Below are 22,926 nucleotides of genomic sequence, written 5' to 3'. Positions count from 1 at the left end.
ATTGCAAATCGGTCCCAAACCGGGTCAAAAGCCGTCACTTTGTCACATCTTAATTCCTGATCGGTAAGCTGCTGACCATGCGTCAATTATATCACTTCTGGCTGTCCCCGTTTTCGCGTAAGGTCCGGCTGGTTCTTGCGGAAAAGAAACTGGATTTTCAATTGGTTGCTGAACCGGTATGGGAACGGCGCGAAGAATTTTTGCGCCTGAACCCGGCGGGTGAAGTGCCGGTTTTGCAAGAAGAAGATGGCACGATCATCGCAGACTCGACCGTGATTTGTGAATATATCGACGAAGTTTACAAAGATGATCCGCTTATGGGCAGTTCACCGGTGGAACGTGCCGAAATTCGCCGACTTGTGGCATGGTTTGATGGCAAGTTTAATACCGAAGTCACAGATAACCTGTTGGGTGAGAAATATCTGAAACGTTATTTCGCCAAGGGTTCCACACCTGATACCGGCTGCTTGCGGGCGGGTCGGGTGAATGTCGGGCATCATCTGGATTATCTGGGCTGGTTGTTTGAGCGTCGTAAATGGCTGGCGGGCGATCATTTGACGATGGCCGATATTGCTGCTGCCGCCCAAATTTCCGTTATCGACTATATGGGCGATATCAAATGGTCGCGTCATGAACGGGCCAAGGAATGGTATATGCGGATTAAAAGCCGCCCGTCGATGCGCGAAATCCTGGCTGATCGCCAGGTTGGTTTTCCGCCCGCGTCGCATTATGCCGATCTGGATTTTGAATGACCTTTGCCAACCCGCCAAAGCCGCCCGGATTTTATCCCGCTGGCGGGTTGAATGTTGCCAGTTATGATTTGCGCGCCGAACTGGACCGCAAACTGTTTGATGATCCCCTGCCCTTTTATCGCGACCTGGCGTTAAAGTCGGGTGGCCCGGTGTTGGAACTGGGCTGTGGTACCGGCCGTATCAGCGCCGAAATTGCCCAAAACGGCATTGAAGTTGAAGGGCTGGATTTATCCGACGCCATGCTTGCCATTGCCCGGCGCAAGCACCCTGCCCTGACTTTTCACCATGCCGATATGTGCGACTTTGATCTGGGCTGTCGGTTTGCCCTGATCATTATTCCGTTTCGCGGATTGCAGGAAATTGTGACCGCACAGGGCCAGCGTGCCGCCCTGGCGCGGGCATTTGCGCATTTAATACCGGGTGGCAGGCTGGTGTTTGATTTGATCGACCCTGATTTGCGGTATTGCCTGCCCGAAGGCGATGCGGAAATCGTCGCATTGCCGTTGTTTCCCATGCCTGAAAATCTCGGTTCTGTTGCGGGCAACAAATTACGTATTACCGCAATGGAACGTACCAATAACCCGCTGACCCAGCAATTTTCCGAACATTGGCGGTTTGAGGAAATCACCCCGAATGGAAAAGTTCTGCACCGCGAGGATAATTGGCATCACATGCGGTGGGTGCATCGGGCTGAAATGGCCCTGATGCTGGAGCTTTGCGGATTTGTTTCGATTTCGGAATATTCAGGGTTTAACTTTGAACTTCCTCGCTACGCGGCCAATCAGGTGTGGATGGCGCAACGTCCATTGTAATGTCTGCCGTTGTACAGGCATAAAAATGGCCCGCCACCGATTTTCGGGCAGGCCATTTATGACGTGATGGACGCGGCGATATATCCCGCGCCCGGCAATGATCAGTTTTTGATGAACTTCTGGGCTTCGGCCAGCGCATTGCTGCGTTCGCCTTCGGGCAGCGGCACAAGGCCGTTATCGACCAGCAAGCCTTCGTCACCAATAATCGCATCGGAAACATAGCTGGCAACAAACGGGGCCAGATCGGGCACCAGTTGGCGGTGGTCATCCTTGATATACAGGAACAGGGGCCGCGAACCGGGATAGCTGCCATCCAGAATGGTGTCGTAATCGGGCATTACACCGGCAATGGGAACGCCGCGAAGCGATACCATATTGCGTTCCAGATTGTTAAAACCCATCACGGCATAGGATGTCGGGTCTTTTTCCAGTTTGCTGATCAAAAGCCGGTCGTTTTCCCCCGCTTCGATATAGGCGCCATCTTCGCGCATGGTGCGGCATAACAGGCGAAAACTGTCGGGTTCACTGCTTTCCATGGCGCTGATATCGGGGAATGTTTTACACCCCCGGTCCATCAAAAGCTGGCCCAGCAGGTCGCGTGTGCCCGATGTGGGCGGCGGGCCATAAACACGAATGGCAAGGTCGGGCAAGGACGCGTCAATATCTGACCACTTCTGATAGGGGTTGGGGACGCTGGCCCCCTGCACCGGCACGGTCCGTGCCAATGCCAGATAAAGCTGCCGCGGGCTGAGCTTCATTTCCGGGGCCTGTTTGGACCCAATCAGAACAATGCCGTCATAGCCAATGCGGATTTCCGAAATATTGCGCACAGAATTGGCGGCACAAACCGCACGTTCGCTGCCGGTAATCTGGCGCGAAGCATCGACAATATCGGGAAATTCATCGCCGATGCCGCCGCAAAACAGCTTGAACCCGCCGCCCGACCCGGTGCTTTCGACAACGGGGGACGGTTTACCAGTGGTTTTGCCGTAATGTTCAGCAACCTTGGCAGTCAGGGGATACAGCGTTGACGACCCGACAATGCGTATCTGGTCGCGCGCCTGCGCCCCGTGGGCAGACAAACCAACACCACATGCCAGGGCAATAAGGGCAGAATAAACGGAACGGCGCATCTTATCCCCCGATGCAAACACACAATAACAGGATCCGATTCACAATCAGATTTGCTTGCACCTTAGTTCTTCCTGGTTTTTTCTTCCATCTTCTTATCGTTACCGTTTTCGGACTCGACATCCATCTTTTCGATATTGTCGCGTGCGGCTTTTGCTGCCGGGGTGCCATCGCCCTGTTCAATCACGGCCAGCCAATCCTGGCGGGCTGCTTCTTTGTTGCCTGCAATCCGGTAAAGATTGCCGCTTTCAAGGCGGGCCTGCAGATGGTCTGGTTGCAATTCAAGGGCGCGGTCAATGTCGGCACGGGCAAGGTCATATGTTTCAAGCGCACGCCATGCACTGCCGCGATAAACCAGCGCATCGACATTTTTCGGGTCCAGGTCCAGCGCCTTGTTCAAATCATCAATTGCTTCCCAGTATTGCCCGGCCATGCCCAGGGTCACGGCACGGTCCACCCACAAGGACGGGTCCTTGTCGATCAGCTTTAACGCACGGGTTTGATCACGCCAGGCAAATTGCAGGTTGTTTACCATTGTCCATGCCTGTGCTGCCTGGCCCAGAAAACCTGCAACAATGTCAGCGGTAGATGCGCTGTTATCAGCCAGGTTATCAAGCTGGGTGGCAGCCTTGGTATAGTCGCCCAAACCAATCAGGGCGACGGCCGCGCAATGTTTGGCAGGTTCACCACCACCAAGATCAGCCCATTGGCTGGCACTGTCATAACCTTCCTGTGGTTTCAGACGGGCAAGTTTCAGGCAAGCCGCATATTGATGGGCGGCTTCGCTTTGGGGGCCTGCATTGGTTTCTGCTGTTTGCGCCATCACCGTTGCCGGAGCAACGACCAGGGTTCCGGTAAATGCCCCGATCATTCCGGCACTAACGGCTGTAAACAGGGACAGTCGGCGAAAACCGGAAAAAGGCGAAACGGTGCGTCCGGGCATGAAATCCTCATTGTGTGACATGGCGTTGATAAGGGCATCGTGTGCTGGCCAACTATAGCCGAAGTGCCGACATCCCATGCGATGAAAACGGCAACAAGATGATAGTGTTCCCGAAAAGACCGGTAATTTGGCAGTAATTCTTTTTTGAAGCAGTTTGAATTGTTAAAACTGTGACAAAAAATAACCGGGATCACCGAGAGGGCGTCGCGGGCTTTTAGTCGCGGGCTTTTAAGGGTGCCAAGGGCGCATAATGCCAAGAGTCTCCTTCTAATTGGCGGCAAAAAACCCTACTGTGCGGCAAAATCAGGTGAAAAATCCTGCCCGCATTCAATAAGGCCGTATTGGTATGAGCAACAAACTTTTCTGTTTTGGCACCGGTTTTAGTGCGCGCCTGGTCGCGCGCAAATTACAGGCCGAAGGTTGGGAAGTCGCCGGAACCACGCGCAGCACTGATAAATTTGATGCCCTGATTGCCGAAGGCATTACGCCCTGCCAATTTGCCGAAGGTTTGCCGGTGGCCAACATTGCCGATGCCTTGCGGGGCGTGACCCATGTGCTGGTTTCCGCGCCGCCGAGCGGCGATGGTGACCCGGTGTTAAACCTGCACCGGGGTGATCTGGCGTCATTACCGGCGCAAACCTGGATCGGTTATTTATCGACTACCGGGGTTTATGGCGACCGGAATGGCGGCAATGTCGATGAGGACAGCGAATTGCTGCCCAGTGGCAAGCGCGGTCGCCGCCGGGTGGCGGCGGAAAAGGCATGGTTTGATTTGGGCGCGCGTCATGATTTATGCGTGCAATCGTTTCGGCTGGCGGGCATTTACGGGCCGGGCCGCAATGCGCTGGAAACAGTACGATCCGGTCGGGCCCGGCGGATCGTGAAGCCCGGGCAGGTTTTTTCGCGCATCCATGTCGAAGACATCGCCCAAACCGTTCTGGCATCTATTGCGCGTCCCCATGCCGGGGCGGCCTATAATGTGTGCGATGATGACGCCGCCCCGCCCCAGGATGTGATTGCCTATGCCTGCGGGTTGCTGGGCATGGACCCGCCCGCCGAGGAAAATTTTGAAACCGCAGTGCTGAGCCCGATGGCGGCCAGTTTTTATGAAGATAACAAGCGGGTGGAAAATACCCGCATCAAGCGCGAACTGGGTGTTAATTTGCGCTATAATAGCTATCAGGCCGGGTTACAGGCGCTTTTGGACGACATTTTACGCAAAACCATGGGCGATCCCGGTGAAAATTGACAAAACCACATTGTTGACGGGGCTATTGCGTCGTATATAACCCTTCGACAGATGTATCAAAGTGGGCCGCATATCCATGACGGTGACCACCCCCCTGAATGGGCAGCCATCGGGCCGCCATCCCCTGGCACGCCATCAGCGCGGACCCAAGAGGCCGACGAGGAGAGAATTTACAATGGATCGTCGTATCATCACCGTATTTGGCGGCAGCGGCTTTGTTGGCCGTTATATCGTCAAGCGCCTGCTGGAAGCCGGGTACAATGTACGTGTCCCGACCCGTTATTTCGAGCGCACCAAAAAATTGAAACCGATGGGATATCTGGGCCAGATGGTTCCGGTTCATTGCGACATCAAGGATACGGATGCGATTCGTCGCGCTGTTGATGGCGCCGATGCGGTGATCAATTTGGTGGGTGTTCTGTATGAACGCGGTGCCAGCAGCTTTATGAACATGCATGTTCTGGCTGCCAAAAACATTGCCGAGGCATCAAAGGCCGCCGGGGTTAAAACCCTTGTGCATATGTCGGCACTGGGCGCGAACAAAAACCCGCACTCGCAATATGCCACCTCCAAACTGGCTGGTGAAAAAGCCGTGCGGTCGGCATTCCCCGAAGCCGTCATTTTCCGCCCGTCGGTTATTTTTGGCCCGGAAGACAACTTCCTGAACAAATTTGCCAGCATGTCGCGTTTTCTGCCGTTTATTCCGGTGGTGGGTACGCCTGCATTGCCGCATGTTGACCTTGGCAAGGGATCGGTTGATTTCTTTGGCGAAGGCGGCCCGAAATTCCAGCCGGTTTATGTAGGCGATGTTGCTGATGCTTTTGTAAAAGCTGTCGAAGACAAACATCTGGCCGGCGAAACCTTCGAACTGGGCGGACCGGAAGCATATAGCTTCTTGCAAGTACTGGAAGACATTCGTGAACTGACCCGTCAGCGCGTGTGCCTGTTGCCCGTGCCGTTCTGGATGGCGTCAATCATGGCGTTTTTCCTGCAATTCCTGCCCAAGCCACCTTTGACCCCCGATCAGGTACGGTTGCTGAAAACCGATAACGTTGTTTCTGCCGATGCCAAGGGCTTTGCCGATCTCGACATCGTGCCCAATTGCATTGAAACCGTCGCCCCGTCTTATCTGAAGCGTTTCCGTCCGCCGCTTAAAAGTGGCGAGTTCCGCCGTTTTAGCTAAACCGGTATGGCGGGTTTGTTGGCTGCACCTGTTTGGTTTGGTGCCGTCTGACAAAATGCCGTGATTCAAAAATGAAACACCTCGCCACAGAAATGTGGCGGGGTGTTTTTGTCTGGCTTGCGCCATCAAACGGGCGGGTTTTTTCGCCGTGTTTGCGCCGGCGGGATGCGGGCCTTATGGCTTGGTAAATCGGCTGGCGATTTGTGCGACACGCGCGCCATAGCTTTGTGCGGTTTCCATATCCCCCCTGGACATTTCATCGGGCGACGCATCGGCATCGGATTGTGCCATTGGCCCGATATAGGACCCCATCCGGTTGGGATCATCGCGTTTGGATGATTTCAGATTGGCCGGTTTGATTGCCAGGCTGACCCAGATGCCGCCATGCTGGCCGGCCAGAAGGGCAAAATATTGCAGGGTATTCAGCTTGTCGCCATTGATGCTGGCGCTGTTGGTGAAGCCGCCAAAGATTTTGTCTTTCCATTTTTCTTCAAACCACGGTTTTGAAGACGCATCGGCGAATTTTTTAAATTGCCAGCTTGGCCCGCCCATATAGGTTGGAGAACCGAAAATGATGGCATTTGCACGGTCGAGAATGGTCCATGCGTTATCAGGGATATTGCCATCGGTATCAATCGCGATCAGGGCGGTATTGCCAAGGGATTCTGCCCCTTTGGCGACGGCTTCGGCCTGACGCTGTGTGTGGCCGTAGCCCGAATGATAGACGATGGCGGTGGTGATTTCGGAATGGGTCATTGTGGTTTCCTGTTATGCGTCGCGTAAAGCGATAGAAAATCGGTGGCTTGGGGGAATGTGAATTGGTGTGGTGCTAGTGACATCCGAAACGAAACAGCCCGGCCGGTGGAAAGCGCATGGAATGTGCTAGCGGGTAAGGGGCAGAAGCGGATGCAGGCGGGGATCGCGCAGGTAAAGGCCACCCCAGGTTAAGACACCCAGCAAAGCCGAGGCGATTTCAGGGGCGGATCCCATTTCGCCCAGTCGGAAATGGGCGCAAATTGCCCCACCAAGAAACCCGGTGACCAGAATGGCCCCCAGGAAGCGCGTGGCAGGCAGGGCATATAAAAGGGCGCATCCCAGCATGATGCTGCCCAGTACCGGGGTTAAAGCCATGTCAAAGCCGGTTTCCTGCATCATGGCGGTGATGCTTGCCGGAGCAAGGAGCTGGGATGCGCCATCCAGTAGCAGAGCGATCACCACCAGCGCACTGGCGATCCGGCCAATCCATAGGGTGCGGTGTGTTGGAGAAATGTCGGGCATGAACCCTCCTTGAAGAATGCTTCAATTTGGGTGCGACGGTATAGTGTTTTATGAATGCAATAAATTATGCAAAAATGAACGCATTGTTATTTCATTGATAAACAATGGTGGTGCCGGATGCATAACCTGGAGCCGATCCTGATTTTCGTCAGGGTCGCGGAAATGGGCAGTTTTACCCAGGCTGCGGACTTTTTGGGGATTCAAAAAGGGCGGGCATCGACCGTTATTCGCAAGCTGGAAGAAGATGTTGGTGCGCGGCTTTTGCACCGGACGACGCGCAGCGTGCAATTGTCCGAAGATGGCAAAGCATTTTATGAACGGGCCTGTGCGTTGCTGACCGATATGGATGATCTGGAAACCATGTTTTCGGGCGAACATGTTGGTTTGCGCGGCAGGTTGCGGGTTGATGTGCCAACAGGGGTGGCCTGGAAGTCGATAATCCCTGCTTTGCCCGATTTCATGGCACGATACCCGGAACTGGAACTGGAGCTGTCGAGTACGGACCGCAAGGTAGACCTTGTTCAGGAGGGGTTTGATTGTGTACTGCGCATCGGCCCTATCGGTGATGACAGCCTGGTTGCCCGGCCATTGGGGCAAATGCGCATGATCAATGCGGCCAGTCCGACTTATCTTGCACGGGTGGGTACACCCCGAACTCTTGATGATTTGCGCAGTCAGGGGCACCGGGCGATTCATTACAGCCAGAATTTGGGGGCAAAACCCTATGGCTGGGAATATCCGTTAGAAGACGGTTCAGGCTATGCATCCATGTCAATGGCCGGTGCGCTGCATGTCAATAGCGTGCAGACATATGAGGCCGCTGGTCTGGCCGGGCTGGGCGTTATGCAAGCGGCCTATGCGGGGATAAGGCCGCATCTTGAAAGTGGCGAACTGGTTGAAATTCTGCCGGATTTGCGGCCATCACCGCTGGATGTGGCCCTTGTTGTGGCGCATCGGCGCAATTTATCGCGCCGTGTGCGGGCCTTTATGAACTGGGTTGAAGGGGTGATGACGCCCTATCTGGAATAGGGCGCTGAGATGTAACCGCAAGGGAGTACGGACTGCGGTCCGCAGGCTGAAAGTTGGGAACCGCGGAGCGATTTGACCTTACATCTCGCCCAGACCAAGGGCGCGGCCACGGGCATTGTCGAGGTGGCTGCGCAAGGCATTGACCGCGCGATCAGGGTCGCGGGATTCAAAACCGGCGATGATTTCCAGATGGTCATTCATCACGGTGGTCAGAAGTTTTTCGTTCAGACGGAACCGTTCCTGACGGATCAGGCGGATTTTGACCGAATTGACCCGGTAAACATTGGAAATGATCGCGTTATTAAGCGAGTCGACAATACAGTCATGCAATGACCAGTCAACGGCCTGTGCGCGTTCCAGCAATTCCGGGGTGATGCCTTTTTCTGCATCTTTCAGGACTTTTTCGTGGGCGGCGCGAATGTTGCCGATCATGTCATCGGTCGCGTTGATGGTAAAAAGGGCGGCGGCCTCAAGTTCCAGAAACATGCGCAGCTGAAACGCATTGCGCACCAGATCAAGGTCGATATGGGCGACCTGCATGCCACGCTGGGGAACGGTGGTGATCAGCCCGTCTGCTTCCAGACGGGGGACCAGTTCGCGAATCGCACCCAGTGGCATGCCGGTAATTTCGACCAGTTCACGTTGAGACAGAAATTGCCCGGGTAATATGTCGCGGGCCAGAAGCCGCTCGGTAAAGCTGTCATAGGCGCGGCTGCGAAGGCTGCGTTCTCCTCTGGGCCGGGCGGCTTCTGTCATGGTCTTACCTCGTTGGCGATGCGAACAGTTCGTCATAGCGTTGTGCAAGGGCTTGATACTGTGCCGGGGCCAGACGGGCAAGGGGGGCGCGGGCCGCCAGCCACGATTGATCGTTCCCAAGATGCCCGACCAAGGCCTTGACCGCCGGTGTTACCGGATATTGCAGCAGGGCCTCGACCAGTTCGGGCAGGCGGGCATCGGTGGGTTTACCAGCCAGAATGGCGGTTAAAAGGTCAGGGCGGAAATTGGCAACACCGCTGATGGCGCCAGCAGCACCCAGGGCAACGCCCTTTGCCAGCAGGCGTTCATCGCCAATCAGAATATCAAGGTCGGCAAAACGTTTAAGAAGTTCTTCGGTGTTTTCCCAGTTTCCTGCCGAATCTTTCACGCCGGTAATCAGGGTAGGGAAGTCTTTTTTCAGTTCTGCAACCATGTCCGGCGTGACCGGGGCGGCTGTAACCTGCGGGATATGGTACAAAATTACCTTCAGCCCGCTGGTGGCAATTTCATTAAGCAAGGTTCTGAACCACGCCAGTTGGCCATCATCGGCAACACCTTTGAAATAGAAGGGCGGGGCCAGCAAAATATGGCTGCTGCCCAGATCGGCCGCTTCGCGCGCACAGGCAACGGCATTGGGCAGCGACGATTCGATAATGGCAAACACGATTTTATCGGCCGGAATACCTGCCGCCGTCATGGCATTGTGCGCGCTGACTTTTTCAGCCTGCGACAAAGACGGACCTTCGCCGGTGGTGCCACCAAGCGTGACCGATGTACAGCCCTGTTCCAGCACATGCTGAACATGGCGCACCAAAAGGTCATTATTAACATTGCCGGCAGCGGTAAACGGGGTGGTTAGCGCGGCAGAAATGCCAAAGGGGCGGGTGGTGTCAAAAGTCATGGAGCGTTCCTGTCAGGCAATAGGCCTAAAATAGTGTTTGTTGTTGGTGGATTAACTGTTGTGTAGCACTAACATGTTAGTTATACAATATGTTTGTTGGTGCTATAAACCCGGTTGATTTTCCGGCGGGAGCCATCCAAAAAGAATAATAAATTAGAAAGATCAGGTAATTAGTCCACGGGAGGACCCTAAATGTTGAAGCATCTACCCAAATACACCGCCGGTATCGCGGCGGCCGCGTTGCTGGCACTGTCCGGTGTTGCGACCTCGGCGATGGCCGATCCGGTGAAATTGCGCATTTCGACCCCGGCGGTTGAAAGCGACTGGCATGCGAAAATGCTGACCGTTTTCAAGGATGAACTTGAAAAGAATGCGCCAGGCGAATTCGATGTTGAAATTCATCTGAATGCCAGCCTGTTCAAACAGGGAACCGAGCCTGCCGCGATGCAGCGCGGTAACCTTGATATGGCCATGATTTCCGCCCAGGACATTGCCAAGCAGATCCCGGCATGGTCGGTCTTTACGGCGGGTTACCTGATTCGCGATCCCGACCATCAGCGCCACGTTTTCCACAGCGACATCGGTAAGGAATTTTACCAGATGGTTGCTGATGACATGAACATTGAAATTCTTGACGTTGGCTATCTTGGTACGCGTCAGCTTGACATTCGTGGTGACAAGAAAATTGAAACCCCGGCTGACCTTGCAGGCATAAAACTGCGCATGCCCGGTTCGGATGCATGGCTGTTTTTGGGCAATGCCCTTGGTGCCAATGCAACCCCGCTGGCATTTGGCGAAGTTTACACCGGCCTGCAGACCGGCACGATTGATGCCCAGGATAACCCGCTGCCGACGGTTAAAGCTGCCAAGTTTTATGAAGTAACCAATCAGATTGTTTTGACCGGCCACCTGGTTGATGCCGTGTTTTTGTCGATGGCGAAGAAAACATATGACGGTCTGAGCGAAGAGCAGCAAAAAGTTGTTCGTGATGCCGCAGAAGTGGCAACGTTGTACAACAATGTGCACCGTATCCAGGACGAGGAAAAGCTGATCGAATTTTTCAAGGAACAGGGCCTGAAGGTTTACAAACCTGATGTTGCAGCATTCCGCAAAAAAGTTCAGCAGGACTATCTGGAATCCGACTTCGCCAAAGACTGGCCGGAAGGCATTGTCGAGCGCGTTAACGCAATTAAGTGAGCGTAGTTGTGCGATCCTATCGATCCATAATGAAAAAAGGTTGCGAGGGCGTCGCGGTGACATTGTTCATCGTGATGTTCGCAACCTTTCTTTTGCAGATCTTTTCCCGTTATGTCCTGAATGCTCCGTTGGGCTGGACGGTTGAGGTTTGCGTTATTTTGTACATTTGGCTGGTGTTCTGGACCTCGGCCTTTTTGCTGCGTGATAGCGAACATGTTTCGTTTAACATGCTGTTTTTAATGGCCAACCCGCGACAAAAACGCGTGATGGCCATTTTAGGCATATTTTGCATCGGGGCGGCGATGGCTGCTGGCCTGCCGGTAATTATCGATTATGTGCAGTTCATGCGCATCGAAAAGGCTCCGGTTACGCGCATTCCGCTTGATTACATCTATGCGATTTTTCCGGTTTTTATCATCGCGGTGGTGATCCGGTCGGTGGTGTCGCTGTACCGGTTGTTTACCCGGCGCTGGCAGGATGAAGTCGCTGCCATTGCCGGTGACGAAGAAGAACAAAGGGATCAGCCATGAGCATGGCTTTTATGTTTAGCCTTGGCGGGTTTTTGCTGCTGGGCGCGATTGGTATGCCAATTTCACTTGCTGCCTTTGCATCTTCGATTGCCTATCTGTTCATGACCGGGCAGGATGTGGGGCTGGTGGCTGAACAGTCGCTTAATGGCCTGTTTAACAGTTATGTCTTGCTGGCCGTGCCGTTGTTCATTCTGGCTGCCAATTTTATGAACGCTGGCACCATCAGCGACCGGTTGCTGAATTTTTGCGTTGCCATTGTCGGCCGGTTGCGCGGGGGCCTTGCCCATGTGAACGTGCTGGCCAGCCTGATTTTTTCGGGCATGTCGGGTTCCGCCATTGCCGACGCCGCGGGCATTGGCCGTGTCATTATCGACCTTATGTGTCGTGATAACCGCTATCCGCCGGGGTATGCTGCGGCCTTAACGGCGGCGTCCAGCGTGATCGGGCCGATTATTCCGCCTTCGATTCCGATGATTTTGTATGCGCTGATTTCAGATACCTCGATTGGGTTTCTGTTTTTAGGCGGGATTGTACCGGGCCTTTTGCTGGCCCTGGTCTTGATGATTTTAAATGCCATTACCGCACGTCGGCGCAATTTTGCCCGGGATGAAGCCGTACCTTTACGCGACATTCCCAAGCTGACCATGCGGGCGTTTCCGGCCCTGATGCTGCCGGTAATTTTGCTGTATGGCATTTACGGTGGTGTAACGACCCCGACCGAGGCCGCAGCCGTCGCCGCAGTTTATGCACTGGTTTTGTCGGTGCTTTTTTATCGGTCATTGTCCTGGAAAGATTTTTACAAGCTGGTGCTGGACGGGGCCCGGTCAACATCGGTGGTCGGCTTGATCATCGCATCAGCGCTGGTGCTTAATTATCTGGTTGCCAGTGAAAATGTGCCGTCAATGGTGGCAGGGCAGCTGGCCGGGCTGGAAATGTCGCCGGTGGTGTTTTTGCTGGGCGTTAACGTGCTGATCCTGCTTTTGGGTTGCCTGTTTGATGCAACGACCCTGCTGTTGATTGTTGTGCCGCTGTTTTTGCCCGCTGCCAAGATGCTGGGCATTGATCTGGTGCATTTTGGTGTGGTGATTACGGTCAATATCATGATTGGCCTGGTGACGCCGCCCTATGGCGTGGTGCTGTTTGTGCTGAATGGTGTAACCGGCATTCCGCTACGCGATATTATTCGTGAAATCTGGCCGTTTATCTTTGTGTTGTTGTTTGCCCTGTTGATGATGACCCTAATACCGTCGATTGTTTTGTGGTTGCCCCGCATGTTTGGGTATGCCGGATAAAACTGCGGTTAAATCAAAGATACCTGGGCCTTAAACAAACAACACCCGCGCAAGTGCATCTTGCGCGGGTGTTGTTTTAAAGGTGCCTTTTGGGGAATGCCCGAAATGTCCTGTGATGCCGAAAGTCCGCTTTTATTGCGCGGTGTGGTGTGCTGCGACCTTAAGCACAACATCCTCGATCGAACCGGCGTAATCCACGTCTTGCAGGTCGGGACGGTCTATCATGATGACTGGCAGGCCAAGGTCGCGGGCAGCGATTAGTTTGCCTTCGCTGGCATCACCACCGCTGTTTTTGGTGACCACAACATCAATTTCATAACGCTCCAGCAATTCCAGTTCGCGTTCGGGCGAAAAGGGCCCGCGCGCTGATAACCATTCGCCATTGGCAAGGTTAAACGGATGGTTGGGGGCCTCGATGGTGCGAACCAGCAGCCAGCAATCGTGCAGTTCGTTGAAATAGTGCAAGTTGCGCCGTCCAATGGCGATCAGGGCGCGGTGGCCCAGCGTTGGCAGTTTGGCAGCCGCAGCGGGAATATCGGGGACGGATACCCAGTTGTCGCCGGTTTGGGCCACCCAGGGCGGGCGGCGATACTGGATACATGGCACAGATACACTGTCGCATGCCTGTGCGATATGGTTGGAAATCTGGGTGGCATAAGGGTGGGTTGCATCAATAACCAAATCGATCCGGTCGGTTTTCAGGCTTTTGATGATACCATCCGGCCCGCCAAAACCGCCGATACGAACCGGGATGCCATCGGGAAGGTTGGGTGCACTGGTGCGCCCGGCAAGGGACAACTGCAAACGGATATGGGTGCCAAACCTGACCAGAAGTTCACTGGCAATGCGATTGGCATCGCCTGTACCCCCGAAAACAAGAACGTTTAACGGGGAAAGGTGCTTTTTCAGTCTCAGGTCAGGATCGGGCATCGGCAATCGGTTTCCATATATAGTGTTTGTCGGTATCAAATCAGCCTGATACCAAAATTGTGTTTTAGGTGGCAAACAGGCCGGATATGCAGGGCAAAGCATGTCGGATGACATTGCGATGGGCGGATCAGGCCTGATATGAACAAGGCCCGAATGTTTATAATTCTTGCCGGTCAAATTGCCCGGCCCGGCCAATCATTTCGCCCTGGCGGTCAAAGATAACCACCTCGATCGCGCAGGCACCATCAATGGTGGCCATTGCTGCTTCACGCGCCTGTCGGGCGATCACGCTGGCTATGGTAACGTTTTCGCGGGCACAAAGTTCCAGCACATGGCGGGCGGTATTGGCCGTTTTTATGGCTTCACACAGTTTTTCGCTGGCACCGTTGTTATGGGCTGTTTCGGCCAGTCTTGCCATATTAACCTGTGAGCGGCTGCTGTGAAGGTCCATATGGCCCTGTGCCAGCTTAACCAGCTTGGCAAAACCACCGGCAATCGTAACCTGCGCAACAGGGTTTTTACGCAAATATTTTAACATGCCGCCTGCGAAATCCCCCATATCAAGCATCGCTTCGTCGGGCAGGTCATACAGGGCCTGAATGGCACTTTCCGATGTTTTGCCGGTTGCCCCGGCCACGTGGGTGCGCCCTGTGGCACGTGCAACATCAATGCCGCGATGGATGGAATGGATCCAGGCCGAACAACTAAACGGGATAACAACGCCTGTGGTGCCCAGTACTGACAGACCACCAATAATACCCAAACGCGGATTCCAGGTTTTTTGGGCAATTTCAGCCCCGCCGGGAATGGATATTTCAATTTCCACATCCGCAGCAACGCCAAACCGTTCGGCCAGTTCCGTAATTTGCGCAACCATCATTTCGCGTGGCTTGGGGTTAATTGCCGGTTCGCCCACGGGCACGGGCAAGCCCGGTTTGGTAACTGTACCCACCCCCGGCCCGGCATGAAATGAAATGCCGTGGCCCGGTTTTGCCCGGCGCACTGTGGCAATAATTTCGGCCTGATGGGTAACATCGGGGTCGTCGCCTGCATCCTTGATGATGCTGGCCTGCGCCCAGTTTTCTCCGATTTCGTGTTTTACCAGGGCAAAACACGGGGTTTCGCCGCGTGGCAGCGTAATGCAAACCGGATCGGGAAATGTGCCATCCAGCAGGGCGTGCCAGGCCGCGCGGGTGGCGGCGGTGGCACAGGCCCCGGTTGTCCATCCTTTGCGAAGCGGGCCTTCTGGCTTGCGGGTCATGATTGTAAATCTGGTTCCTGTGGGTGGGCTATGGGATTACCCCGGTTAGAATTTTTGCCATGCTAGCGGTTTTGGTTGTGTGGGGCCATTGTGCCGTTTGCGGAAATTATAACATAAAATAATTGTTCTATTTTTGGTATTACCATAAATAATTGGATTTATCTGTTGCCCTGTGATGGTTATTCCTGTGTAAGATGGCTGGTAACGGCCCCTGCTGCAACGGGGATGCGCAGACAATGTTTCAGCAATATAGCCCCATAAATTCGGATAGTTTTGGCGTATGACAGCACTTGGTATTGATTTTCCGCTATTTGAAGCAGGCTGGGTGTGGCTGGTGGGGGCTGGCCCTGGTGATCCCGGTTTGCTGACCTTGCATGCCGTTAACGCCATGCAGCAGGCCGATATTGTGGTTTACGATGCACTGGTTGACGACCGGATTTTAAATTTGCTGCGCCCGGATACCAAACGGATTTATGCCGGAAAACGTGGGGGGCGGCCATCAGCCCGGCAAACCGATATTTCGTTGGAACTGGTGGATCTGGCCCGCCAGGGATTGCGGGTGTTGCGCCTGAAAGGTGGCGACCCGTTTGTGTTTGGCCGGGGCGGCGAAGAAGGCTTGACCCTGGTGGAACATGGTATTCCGTTTCGGGTGGTTCCCGGCATTACTGCCGGCATTGCCGGTGCGGCCTATGCCGGTATTCCGGCGACTCATCGCGATTGCAATTCGTCGGTTACATTTGTGACCGGACACGGGGCCAGCGGCGATGTGCCTGATAACATCAACTGGGCCGCATTGGCGCAAGGGTCGCAGGTGTTGATCATGTATATGGCGATGAAACATCTGGGCCGGATTGCAACGGAACTGATTGCGAACGGGCGTGCCCCGGATGAACCGGTTGCGGTGATTTGCCGGGCGACAACACCCCACCAGCAATTGCTGATTACGACGCTGGCCGATGCGGCACAGGATGTTGAAAAAGCCAATATGGAACCCCCGGCGATTTGCATTGTTGGCAAGGTGGTTAATTTGCGTGACCGGTTACAGTGGCTTTCTCCGCAGGATAATGTTTCGGCGGTGCGCCATGTTGCCTTTGACCAGATATTGGAATTAATAACGATGCCTGGCGACGATGGTAAAACAGCAACGGTATCTGCCACGGCATCCCCGACAGCGCCGGCATCTACGCCGGACGATCATTAATATCACCAACTGCTGATTACCAGCGACAGAGATTGATCTATATCGTTGTTCTTTGCCCGGCCCACCGTCACAATCGCGACCGGGCCGGGAAATGGCCGTTGCAACAGGTAGGCCAATGGACGAACAGCAAATTCTTATTCGCATTATCGAAAGCGGCTGGGCGCAGTGCAGTACTGCTGTGCGCCAGGATGGGGGCGTAATGGTTACCGCCCTATTGGCCGGGCTGGTGGGCAGTGCAACCCATTGTGTGGGCATGTGCGGGCCGTTTGTTGTAAGCCAGGTAACGGCGCGTATGGAAAAAATACCGCTTGAAAAAATGTCGGAATTTCGCCGGTTAACCGGGGCGGCCCTGTTTCCATATCATTTCGGTCGGTTAACGACATATATTTTCCTGGGTGTTCTGGCAGGGCTGTTTACTGACAGCATCACCGCTTTGGCGCAGGTTTGGTGGATAGCACCGATATTGCTGTTGTTTGCGGCGGTGTTTTTCCTGATTTATGGCATTTCGGGGCTGGTGCCCCATCTTGGTGGTTTGCTGCCCCCCAAAGCAGACGGAAAATCGCGTTTTCTTTCAGGCAATGTGTTGAAACGTGGTGGTTTGGGGCAATGGTGGCATCGCCATGTTGCGGGTCGTTTAAGCCCGTTTTTTAATGCTCCGTTCGGGGTGCGTGGTTATATTCTGGGATTGTTGCTGGGGTTTATTCCCTGTGGGTTGATTTATGGTGCGCTGGTTCTGGCGGCTGCAGGTGGATCGGCCTTTTCGGGCGGTATGGTGATGGCGGCCTTTGGGGTGGGGACGGTGCCAATGCTGTTTGCCACGGGGTGGATCGGACAATATGCCACCCGTAAATTTCGCAGTGTGATGGCGCCCGTCGGGCGTGGGTTGATGGTGGCAAATGCGGTTGTGCTGGCGTTGCTGGCTTATCACCAGATCGCCTAGGTGCCAGGGCTGTTAACCGGCTTTGGCCGCAAATGAATTGTCACAAATTGGTGTGGATAAAGGCGAAGGCTTGCAACCGGTAATGAGCGTTTTATAGTGCCGGTTGGTTTGGCCCCAGATGCAAGGGACGGGTAGCACGTGAATAGAAGAACCTGGCTGATTATTATTGCCATTATTGTGGTGCTGACATTTGGTTTTGGCTTTCGCCTTTATAATATGGGGCGCGATACGCAAGCTGGAAATGGCGGGCAAACCAGTTCGTCGGGCGTTGCCAGTATTGGCGGGCCGTTTAACCTGATTGATCAGAACGGCAAGGCGCGTACCGAACAGGATTTTCGCGGCGAATATATGCTGGTTTATTTTGGCTATACCTATTGCCCGGATGTGTGCCCGACCGAATTGCAGGCGATGTCCAACGCGATGGATATTTTGCCTGCTGATGTTGCCAAAAAAGTGCAGCCCATATTCATCTCTGTTGACCCGGAACGTGATACGGTGGCGGCAATGGCTGATTATGTACCGCATTTTCATCCGCGTTTGATCGGTCTGACCGGAAGCCTGGAACAAACCAGTGCAGCGGCAAAAGCATATCGGGTTTATTATTCCAAGGCGTTTGAAGAGGGCGAGCCGAAAGATTCGGACACGTATCTGGTTGATCATTCGTCCTTTATTTATCTGATGGGGCCAAACGGGGCCTATGTTCGCCATTTCAATTATGGTGAAACGCCGGAAAAAATTGCGGAAGGTATTGAAAAAGTTGTCGAAACCCAGGGATAAGCGCCTCCCTGTTTCGGGAATAATGATTGCGGCACCGGCCTCTAACAGCGGTAAAACCGTGGTGACGCTGGGCATATTGCGGGCGCTTGCCAATCGCGGTTTGAACATTGCAGCGGCCAAGGCCGGGCCGGATTATATTGACCCGGCCTTTCAGCATGCAGCCAGCCGAACCCCTTGCCTTAACCTTGACCCATGGGCAATGACACCAGATGCGATTTATGAACTGGCGCGCTGGCATGTCGATACGAAAGACAGCCCCTTTGTGATGTGTGAAGGGGTGATGGGCCTGTTTGATGGTGCGGCAGGCGGTGGTGGTTCATCGGCCGATTTGGCCGCGATGATGGGGTGGCCGGTGGTTCTGGTGGTGGATGTGCGTGGGCAGGCGGCATCGGCCGCCGCTGTTATTACCGGATTTTCCCGGTTTCGGCCCGATGTGAGGGTGGCCGGTGTTATTTTAAACAGGGTCGGCAGTGACCGGCACAAACAGCTGATTGTTGATGCCTGCGCGCAGGCGGTGCCCGACATCCCCATTATTGGCGCGGTGATGCGCAATGATGACCTTGTATTGCCTGTACGTCATTTGGGACTGGTGCAGGCCGGGGAACACCCGGCACTGGAACCGTTTCTTGACCGGGCAGCGGCGATTATGGCCCGCGATATTGACCTTGATGCATTGATTGACCTGGCAACAATACCGTTGCCCGATGGTTCGCCAGACCAAACCCGTACCAGGGCGGCAAGTGCAAGTATTGACATGGGTGATGTCGGAACGGGGAATTTTGCCGGCTTTTCTGACGGGACGCATGCGGACCAGGCTGTTGGCAGAAAGGGCTATGTACCATCGGGCGCGGGGGCGGGTGCTGCTGTGGCTCCGGTTACGATTGCGCCGTTGGGGCGTCATATTGCTGTGGCACGAGATGCGGCTTTTGCGTTTTGTTATCCACATATATTGGCAGGCTGGCAGGCTGCGGGGGCAACGATCAGTTTTTTTTCGCCTTTGGCCGATGAAGCCCCGGCGGCGGAATGCGATGCGGTATATTTGCCCGGCGGATACCCGGAGCTGCATGGCGGCATTTTGGCCGCAGCACAGACCTTTCAGCATGCCATGCAAGATGCCGCACGACGCCAGATCACCATATATGGCGAATGCGGGGGGTATATGATGCTAGGCGAAATTTTGGTTGATGCCAATGGTCTTGCGCACCAAATGACCGGGTTATTGTCGCTTGAAACCAGCTTTTATGATCGAAAGCTGCATCTTGGTTATCGACAGGTTGAAATACGCCAGGGATGCAAACTGGGGCCGCCGGGAACGCGTTTACGCGGCCACGAGTTTCATTATGCCACTACGGTACAGGCGGCAGGCGATGGCTGGTTATCGGCAAAAACAGCCGATGGTCGCGACCTTGGCCTTTGTGGTTTGCAAAATGGATCAGTGTTTGGATCTTTTTTTCATCTGATCTGTTAATGGGCGGATCTGCTTTCCACATCAGCACGTACAAATTCGTGATATGACCAGGCGCAAAGTGTAGGGTGCAGGCGCATAAATATGATTGTCCTTTGAACCGTCGGGATTTATCCGGTCTGCTTTGGCGCAAAACCTTGAAAGATATTCACCTTGCCGGGGTTTTGCTTCGTGCATTTGCACAAAACCGGACGATCATTTCGATCATATTTATGGGCAACCCCCTGATTGCGATCTAACACTGGATAAATGATGACTTTGCCTTTCTGGAAAACCAAGCGCCTTGAAGAAATGAACCGGGATGAATGGGAATCGGTTTGTGATGGTTGCGGTAAATGCTGTTTGCATAAGTTGCAGGACGAAGACACCGATGTTTTGTTTTATACATCGGTTGCATGTCGGCTGCTTGATTGTGATAGCTGCCTGTGCAGCGATTATCCCAATCGCCGAAAACATGTTCCCGATTGTGTAAAGCTGACCAGAAAGAATATTGCCGATATCGACTGGATGCCCTCAACCTGCGCGTACCGACTGTTACGTGACGGCGAAGACTTGCCTGAATGGCATCCTCTGATTACCGGTGATCCAAAATCAACTGTAAAAGCGGGAATGTCAGTCTCCGGGCGGGTTACGTCAGAGCTTGATGCAAACCCGAACCTTGAACTTTACATCGTTGATTGGCCCTCATGACGTAAACCGGGATGAGATAAATTTTCCCGGCGGAACAACTGGGGGTATTTTTTTCGCTATGTATATATACTAAGGTGTAGTATAGCTATCCCAAAGATCGAATTTCAAGTTGTTATAAGTTGAAGTTGTGGCTTATTTTCAGGTGACCCAAAATGGCATTTTCCCGGTTCTTTCAGTCGAAAAAAGCGCAGGAAGCGACCCAAATTCTTGAGGCGTTAAATCTGTCGATGGCGACGATCGAGTTCTCGCTTGATGGACGCATTCTGGACGCCAACGAGAACTTTCTGGCGATCAGCGGGTATTCGTTGTCCGAGATTGTCGGGAAATCGCATAGTATTTTTGTGCCGGCGGAAGAGTGTGATTCTGCGGAATATCGCGATTTCTGGAAGAAGTTGCGCGACGGAAAACACCAAAGTGCCGCGTTTCGCCGCGTCAATAAAAAAGGCGAGCAAATGTGGCTTGAGGCCAGCTATAACCCGGTGCTGGATAATACCGGTACGCCGGTTAAAGTGGTTAAATTTGCCACCGATATTACGGAACGCCGCAAGGAGCGGGCGGTTTTGCAAAGCGTATTTAATGCGATTAGCAAGTCACAGGCCGTTATCGAATTTGATCTGGACGGGAACATACTGACCGCCAACCAGAATTTTTTGTCGTTGTTTGGTTATCGCCTTGCTGACCTTGAAGGGCGGCACCACAGCATGCTTCTTGATGCCGGTGTTAAAGGCACGCGCGAATATAACGATTTCTGGCGGGCGTTGAAGCAGGGTGAATTTCAACAGGGCCAATACAAGCGCATCGGCAAAAACGGCAAGGTTATATGGATTGAAGCGTCGTATAATCCGGTGCTGGACCCGATGGGAAAACCGCTTAAAGTTATCAAGTTTGCCACCGACGTTACCGAGCAGGTTAACCTGTTGATTGAGCTTAAGTCGATGATTGATAACAATTTTTCCGACATTGATATCAATATTAACATCCTTGGAACAACAGCAACAGATGCGGTAAGTGCCGCTGAGAATACATCTGAAACGGTGCATACCGTTGCGGCCAGTGCCGAACAGCTGGCAGCATCGATTGCCGAAATTTCACGCAGTATGGCGCAGTCGCGTGCCGCGACCGAACAGGTGTTTGACCAGACGGTTGCCGCTGATTCATCGACCCAGCGGATGTCGGAAGTTGTTGCGGCGATGGGTAACATTGTTGAGGTTATTCAGGATATTGCCGGGCAGATTAACCTTTTGGCCCTCAATGCGACCATTGAATCGGCCCGGGCGGGCGATGCTGGCAAGGGGTTTGCCGTGGTGGCCAACGAGGTGAAAAACCTGGCCAATCAGGCCGCGCGGGCAACCGATCAGATTGCGGATGAAATTTCGGGTATTCAGTCGATTACCATCGAGGTGGTTGACGCCTTGGGGACAATTCGCAACTCAGTAGAAATGGTACGCGATAGCGTGACCAATATTTCATCTGCTGTTGAAGAACAAAGCTCGGTTACCGATGGTGTGTCGCAAAATATCCAGTCGATGCGCCATACAGTAGAGGCCGTGTCGCGCAATATTGGCGATATTCAGAAATCGGCTGATTCGGTTGCGACATCGGTTAATCGCACCCGCGAGGCCGCAGAGGTTTTGGCGCGTTAAAACTGATTGCCATATCCTGAGTTACTTTTGCAGGCGGGTTTGGCAATATTAAATACGAAAAAGGCAGCCCGGGTTCAGGGCTGCCTTTTTGTGTTTTTGATCCGGTTATTTACCGGACAAGCCTGTGTTAGTGAACCGAACGCGGTTCCATATCGTGTTGGCGGATGGCGGCATAGGCCACGGCATAGCTTTCAAACGAGGCAATATGGGTGCCATCGGCAGTGAATACACCATAAATCCGGGCCGCTTCGGCATCTTCGGGGTTTCGCATTTTGCGGACATAGGCAAAATCCTCAATCCCCAGCATGGCGAAATCGCCTGACGACAGCATATGCAGATCCTGCTCGGCCGGGATGACGCCTTCTGCGTCGTCATGGTCTGAGATGCGATTGCTCATATGAACCACTCCTTTAACTGGCCTTGCGGCTTTTTAGACATTTGTTTCATTATCGTCGTCATCTACCTTCATGTCGATGGTGCGCGACGGGATATTTTTTTTGCGGTTCGAATTGATGGCAATTTCACGCACAACCGGTTCGGGAACCGGCCGGTTAAGGTCAATATGCAGCAATCCGTTATCAAGATGGGCACCGATCACTTCGATGCCTTCGGCAAGAACGAATGAACGCTGGAACTGCCGGGAAGCGATGCCGCGATGGATATAGACGCGGTTGCTTTCATCTTCCTGGTGTTTGCCCCGAATGATCAGCTGGTTGTCTTCGGTGGTGACAGCAAGGTCATCATCGGAAAACCCTGCGACAGCAACCGTGATACGGATGTGATTGTCACCAATCTGTTCGATATTATAAGGCGGGTAGCCTTCGGCTTTGGTTTTTGAAACCTGATCAAGAACGCGTTCGATCTGATCGAAACCAAGGAGCAGGGGGCTGTTAAACATTGAAATACGCGACATGGCGATTACTTTCACCTCCTCTGAATGAGCGAGCGTGCAACGGATCAGATCCT

At 53.6% G+C, this 22,926-nt stretch carries 24 protein-coding genes; 14 read left to right on the top strand and 10 right to left on the bottom strand.

Annotation, left to right across the window (positions count from 1 at the left end):
- Positions 1 to 77 precede the first annotated feature (77 nt).
- Together J4E05_RS09480 and J4E05_RS09475 are read left to right on the top strand one after the other, a co-directional pair.
- Positions 78 to 752, top strand: a complete 675-nt coding sequence (locus tag J4E05_RS09480; protein WP_085587540.1) for a glutathione S-transferase family protein — start codon at positions 78 to 80, stop codon at positions 750 to 752.
- On the top strand, positions 749 to 1,564 hold the full coding sequence (locus J4E05_RS09475) for a class I SAM-dependent methyltransferase (RefSeq protein WP_349594794.1): 816 nt from the start codon (positions 749 to 751) through the stop codon (positions 1,562 to 1,564). Before J4E05_RS09480 ends, J4E05_RS09475 begins: the two co-directional genes overlap by 4 nt.
- Before the next feature lie 101 nt (positions 1,565 to 1,665).
- Here J4E05_RS09475 and J4E05_RS09470 read toward each other — a convergent pair whose 3' ends face one another.
- Complete coding sequence (locus J4E05_RS09470) at positions 1,666 to 2,697, bottom strand: substrate-binding domain-containing protein (protein ID WP_085587544.1); 1,032 nt, start codon at positions 2,695 to 2,697, stop codon at positions 1,666 to 1,668.
- Positions 2,698 to 2,759: 62 nt separating this feature from the next.
- The gene (locus J4E05_RS09465; protein WP_349594790.1) at positions 2,760 to 3,638 is read right to left on the bottom strand and encodes a tetratricopeptide repeat protein; all 879 of its coding nucleotides are present in this window, start codon (positions 3,636 to 3,638) and stop codon (positions 2,760 to 2,762) included.
- Between the two features lie 346 nt (positions 3,639 to 3,984).
- Between J4E05_RS09465 and J4E05_RS09460 the strand changes: the two genes are divergently transcribed.
- Both J4E05_RS09460 and J4E05_RS09455 read left to right on the top strand, forming a co-directional pair.
- Complete coding sequence (locus J4E05_RS09460; protein WP_349594787.1) at positions 3,985 to 4,887, top strand: SDR family oxidoreductase; 903 nt, start codon at positions 3,985 to 3,987, stop codon at positions 4,885 to 4,887.
- 175 nt (positions 4,888 to 5,062) lie between these two features.
- Positions 5,063 to 6,070, top strand: a complete 1,008-nt coding sequence (locus J4E05_RS09455) for a complex I NDUFA9 subunit family protein (protein ID WP_085587550.1) — start codon at positions 5,063 to 5,065, stop codon at positions 6,068 to 6,070.
- A 174-nt stretch (positions 6,071 to 6,244) separates the two neighbouring features.
- On the opposite strand, the gene J4E05_RS09450 is transcribed toward J4E05_RS09455, so the two are convergent.
- Both J4E05_RS09450 and J4E05_RS09445 read right to left on the bottom strand, forming a co-directional pair.
- Positions 6,245 to 6,826, bottom strand: a complete 582-nt coding sequence (locus J4E05_RS09450; protein ID WP_349594782.1) for a flavodoxin family protein — start codon at positions 6,824 to 6,826, stop codon at positions 6,245 to 6,247.
- Positions 6,827 to 6,952: 126 nt separating this feature from the next.
- A complete protein-coding gene (locus J4E05_RS09445) occupies positions 6,953 to 7,348 on the bottom strand; it encodes a DoxX family protein (protein ID WP_349594779.1) in 396 nt (131 codons plus the stop codon).
- A 117-nt stretch (positions 7,349 to 7,465) separates the two neighbouring features.
- On the opposite strand from J4E05_RS09445, the gene J4E05_RS09440 reads away from it, so the two are divergent.
- On the top strand, positions 7,466 to 8,377 hold the full coding sequence (locus J4E05_RS09440; RefSeq protein WP_349594776.1) for a LysR family transcriptional regulator: 912 nt from the start codon (positions 7,466 to 7,468) through the stop codon (positions 8,375 to 8,377).
- Positions 8,378 to 8,455: 78 nt separating this feature from the next.
- Here J4E05_RS09440 and J4E05_RS09435 read toward each other — a convergent pair whose 3' ends face one another.
- Both J4E05_RS09435 and J4E05_RS09430 read right to left on the bottom strand, forming a co-directional pair.
- Positions 8,456 to 9,133 carry a GntR family transcriptional regulator gene (locus J4E05_RS09435; protein WP_085587558.1) on the bottom strand — a complete coding sequence of 226 codons (678 nt, stop codon included), beginning with the start codon at positions 9,131 to 9,133 and terminating at the stop codon, positions 8,456 to 8,458.
- 4 nt (positions 9,134 to 9,137) lie between these two features.
- Positions 9,138 to 10,034, bottom strand: a complete 897-nt coding sequence (locus J4E05_RS09430; RefSeq protein WP_085587560.1) for a dihydrodipicolinate synthase family protein — start codon at positions 10,032 to 10,034, stop codon at positions 9,138 to 9,140.
- Between the two features lie 192 nt (positions 10,035 to 10,226).
- Between J4E05_RS09430 and J4E05_RS09425 the strand changes: the two genes are divergently transcribed.
- From J4E05_RS09425 to J4E05_RS09415, 3 genes are read left to right on the top strand one after another with little or no spacing between them, the layout of a single operon-like run.
- On the top strand, positions 10,227 to 11,231 hold the full coding sequence (locus J4E05_RS09425) for a sialic acid TRAP transporter substrate-binding protein SiaP (RefSeq protein WP_349594773.1): 1,005 nt from the start codon (positions 10,227 to 10,229) through the stop codon (positions 11,229 to 11,231).
- Between the two features lie 56 nt (positions 11,232 to 11,287).
- Positions 11,288 to 11,761 carry a TRAP transporter small permease gene (locus J4E05_RS09420; protein ID WP_349594771.1) on the top strand — a complete coding sequence of 158 codons (474 nt, stop codon included), beginning with the start codon at positions 11,288 to 11,290 and terminating at the stop codon, positions 11,759 to 11,761.
- Positions 11,758 to 13,053, top strand: coding sequence for a TRAP transporter large permease (locus J4E05_RS09415; RefSeq protein ID WP_349594769.1), 1,296 nt, complete (start codon positions 11,758 to 11,760; stop codon positions 13,051 to 13,053). Before J4E05_RS09420 ends, J4E05_RS09415 begins: the two co-directional genes overlap by 4 nt.
- A 132-nt stretch (positions 13,054 to 13,185) precedes the next feature.
- On the opposite strand, the gene J4E05_RS09410 is transcribed toward J4E05_RS09415, so the two are convergent.
- On the bottom strand, positions 13,186 to 13,983 hold the full coding sequence (locus J4E05_RS09410) for a cobalt-precorrin-6A reductase (RefSeq protein WP_349594767.1): 798 nt from the start codon (positions 13,981 to 13,983) through the stop codon (positions 13,186 to 13,188).
- A gap of 157 nt (positions 13,984 to 14,140) precedes the next feature.
- Complete coding sequence (locus J4E05_RS09405) at positions 14,141 to 15,244, bottom strand: cobalt-precorrin-5B (C(1))-methyltransferase (protein ID WP_085587566.1); 1,104 nt, start codon at positions 15,242 to 15,244, stop codon at positions 14,141 to 14,143.
- A gap of 280 nt (positions 15,245 to 15,524) precedes the next feature.
- Between J4E05_RS09405 and cobA the strand changes: the two genes are divergently transcribed.
- From cobA to J4E05_RS09375, 6 genes are all read left to right on the top strand, one after another.
- Positions 15,525 to 16,445, top strand: coding sequence for a uroporphyrinogen-III C-methyltransferase (gene cobA / locus J4E05_RS09400; RefSeq protein WP_349594764.1), 921 nt, complete (start codon positions 15,525 to 15,527; stop codon positions 16,443 to 16,445).
- 115 nt (positions 16,446 to 16,560) lie between these two features.
- Complete coding sequence (locus J4E05_RS09395) at positions 16,561 to 17,385, top strand: sulfite exporter TauE/SafE family protein (RefSeq protein WP_349594761.1); 825 nt, start codon at positions 16,561 to 16,563, stop codon at positions 17,383 to 17,385.
- Between the two features lie 138 nt (positions 17,386 to 17,523).
- Complete coding sequence (locus tag J4E05_RS09390) at positions 17,524 to 18,162, top strand: SCO family protein (RefSeq protein WP_246832809.1); 639 nt, start codon at positions 17,524 to 17,526, stop codon at positions 18,160 to 18,162.
- Positions 18,163 to 18,184: 22 nt separating this feature from the next.
- Positions 18,185 to 19,630, top strand: a complete 1,446-nt coding sequence (locus J4E05_RS09385; protein WP_349594757.1) for a cobyrinic acid a,c-diamide synthase CobB — start codon at positions 18,185 to 18,187, stop codon at positions 19,628 to 19,630.
- A 246-nt stretch (positions 19,631 to 19,876) separates the two neighbouring features.
- Positions 19,877 to 20,317, top strand: coding sequence for a YcgN family cysteine cluster protein (locus J4E05_RS09380; protein ID WP_085587574.1), 441 nt, complete (start codon positions 19,877 to 19,879; stop codon positions 20,315 to 20,317).
- Between the two features lie 152 nt (positions 20,318 to 20,469).
- A complete protein-coding gene (locus J4E05_RS09375) occupies positions 20,470 to 21,960 on the top strand; it encodes a methyl-accepting chemotaxis protein (RefSeq protein ID WP_349594755.1) in 1,491 nt (496 codons plus the stop codon).
- 127 nt (positions 21,961 to 22,087) lie between these two features.
- Here the strand turns inward: J4E05_RS09375 and J4E05_RS09370 are convergent, their stop codons facing one another.
- A complete protein-coding gene (locus J4E05_RS09370) occupies positions 22,088 to 22,357 on the bottom strand; it encodes a DUF1150 family protein (protein WP_349594752.1) in 270 nt (89 codons plus the stop codon).
- A gap of 33 nt (positions 22,358 to 22,390) precedes the next feature.
- Positions 22,391 to 22,873: an Hsp20 family protein gene (locus tag J4E05_RS09365; RefSeq protein WP_085587580.1), complete on the bottom strand. Its 483-nt coding sequence runs from the start codon at positions 22,871 to 22,873 to the stop codon at positions 22,391 to 22,393.
- Between the last annotated feature and the right edge of the window lie 53 nt (positions 22,874 to 22,926).

The sequence above is a fragment of the Thalassospira sp. NFXS8 genome (assembly GCF_040148805.1).
Lineage (GTDB): Bacteria > Pseudomonadota > Alphaproteobacteria > Rhodospirillales > Thalassospiraceae > Thalassospira.
This window is presented reverse-complemented; position numbering and strand designations above follow the sequence as displayed.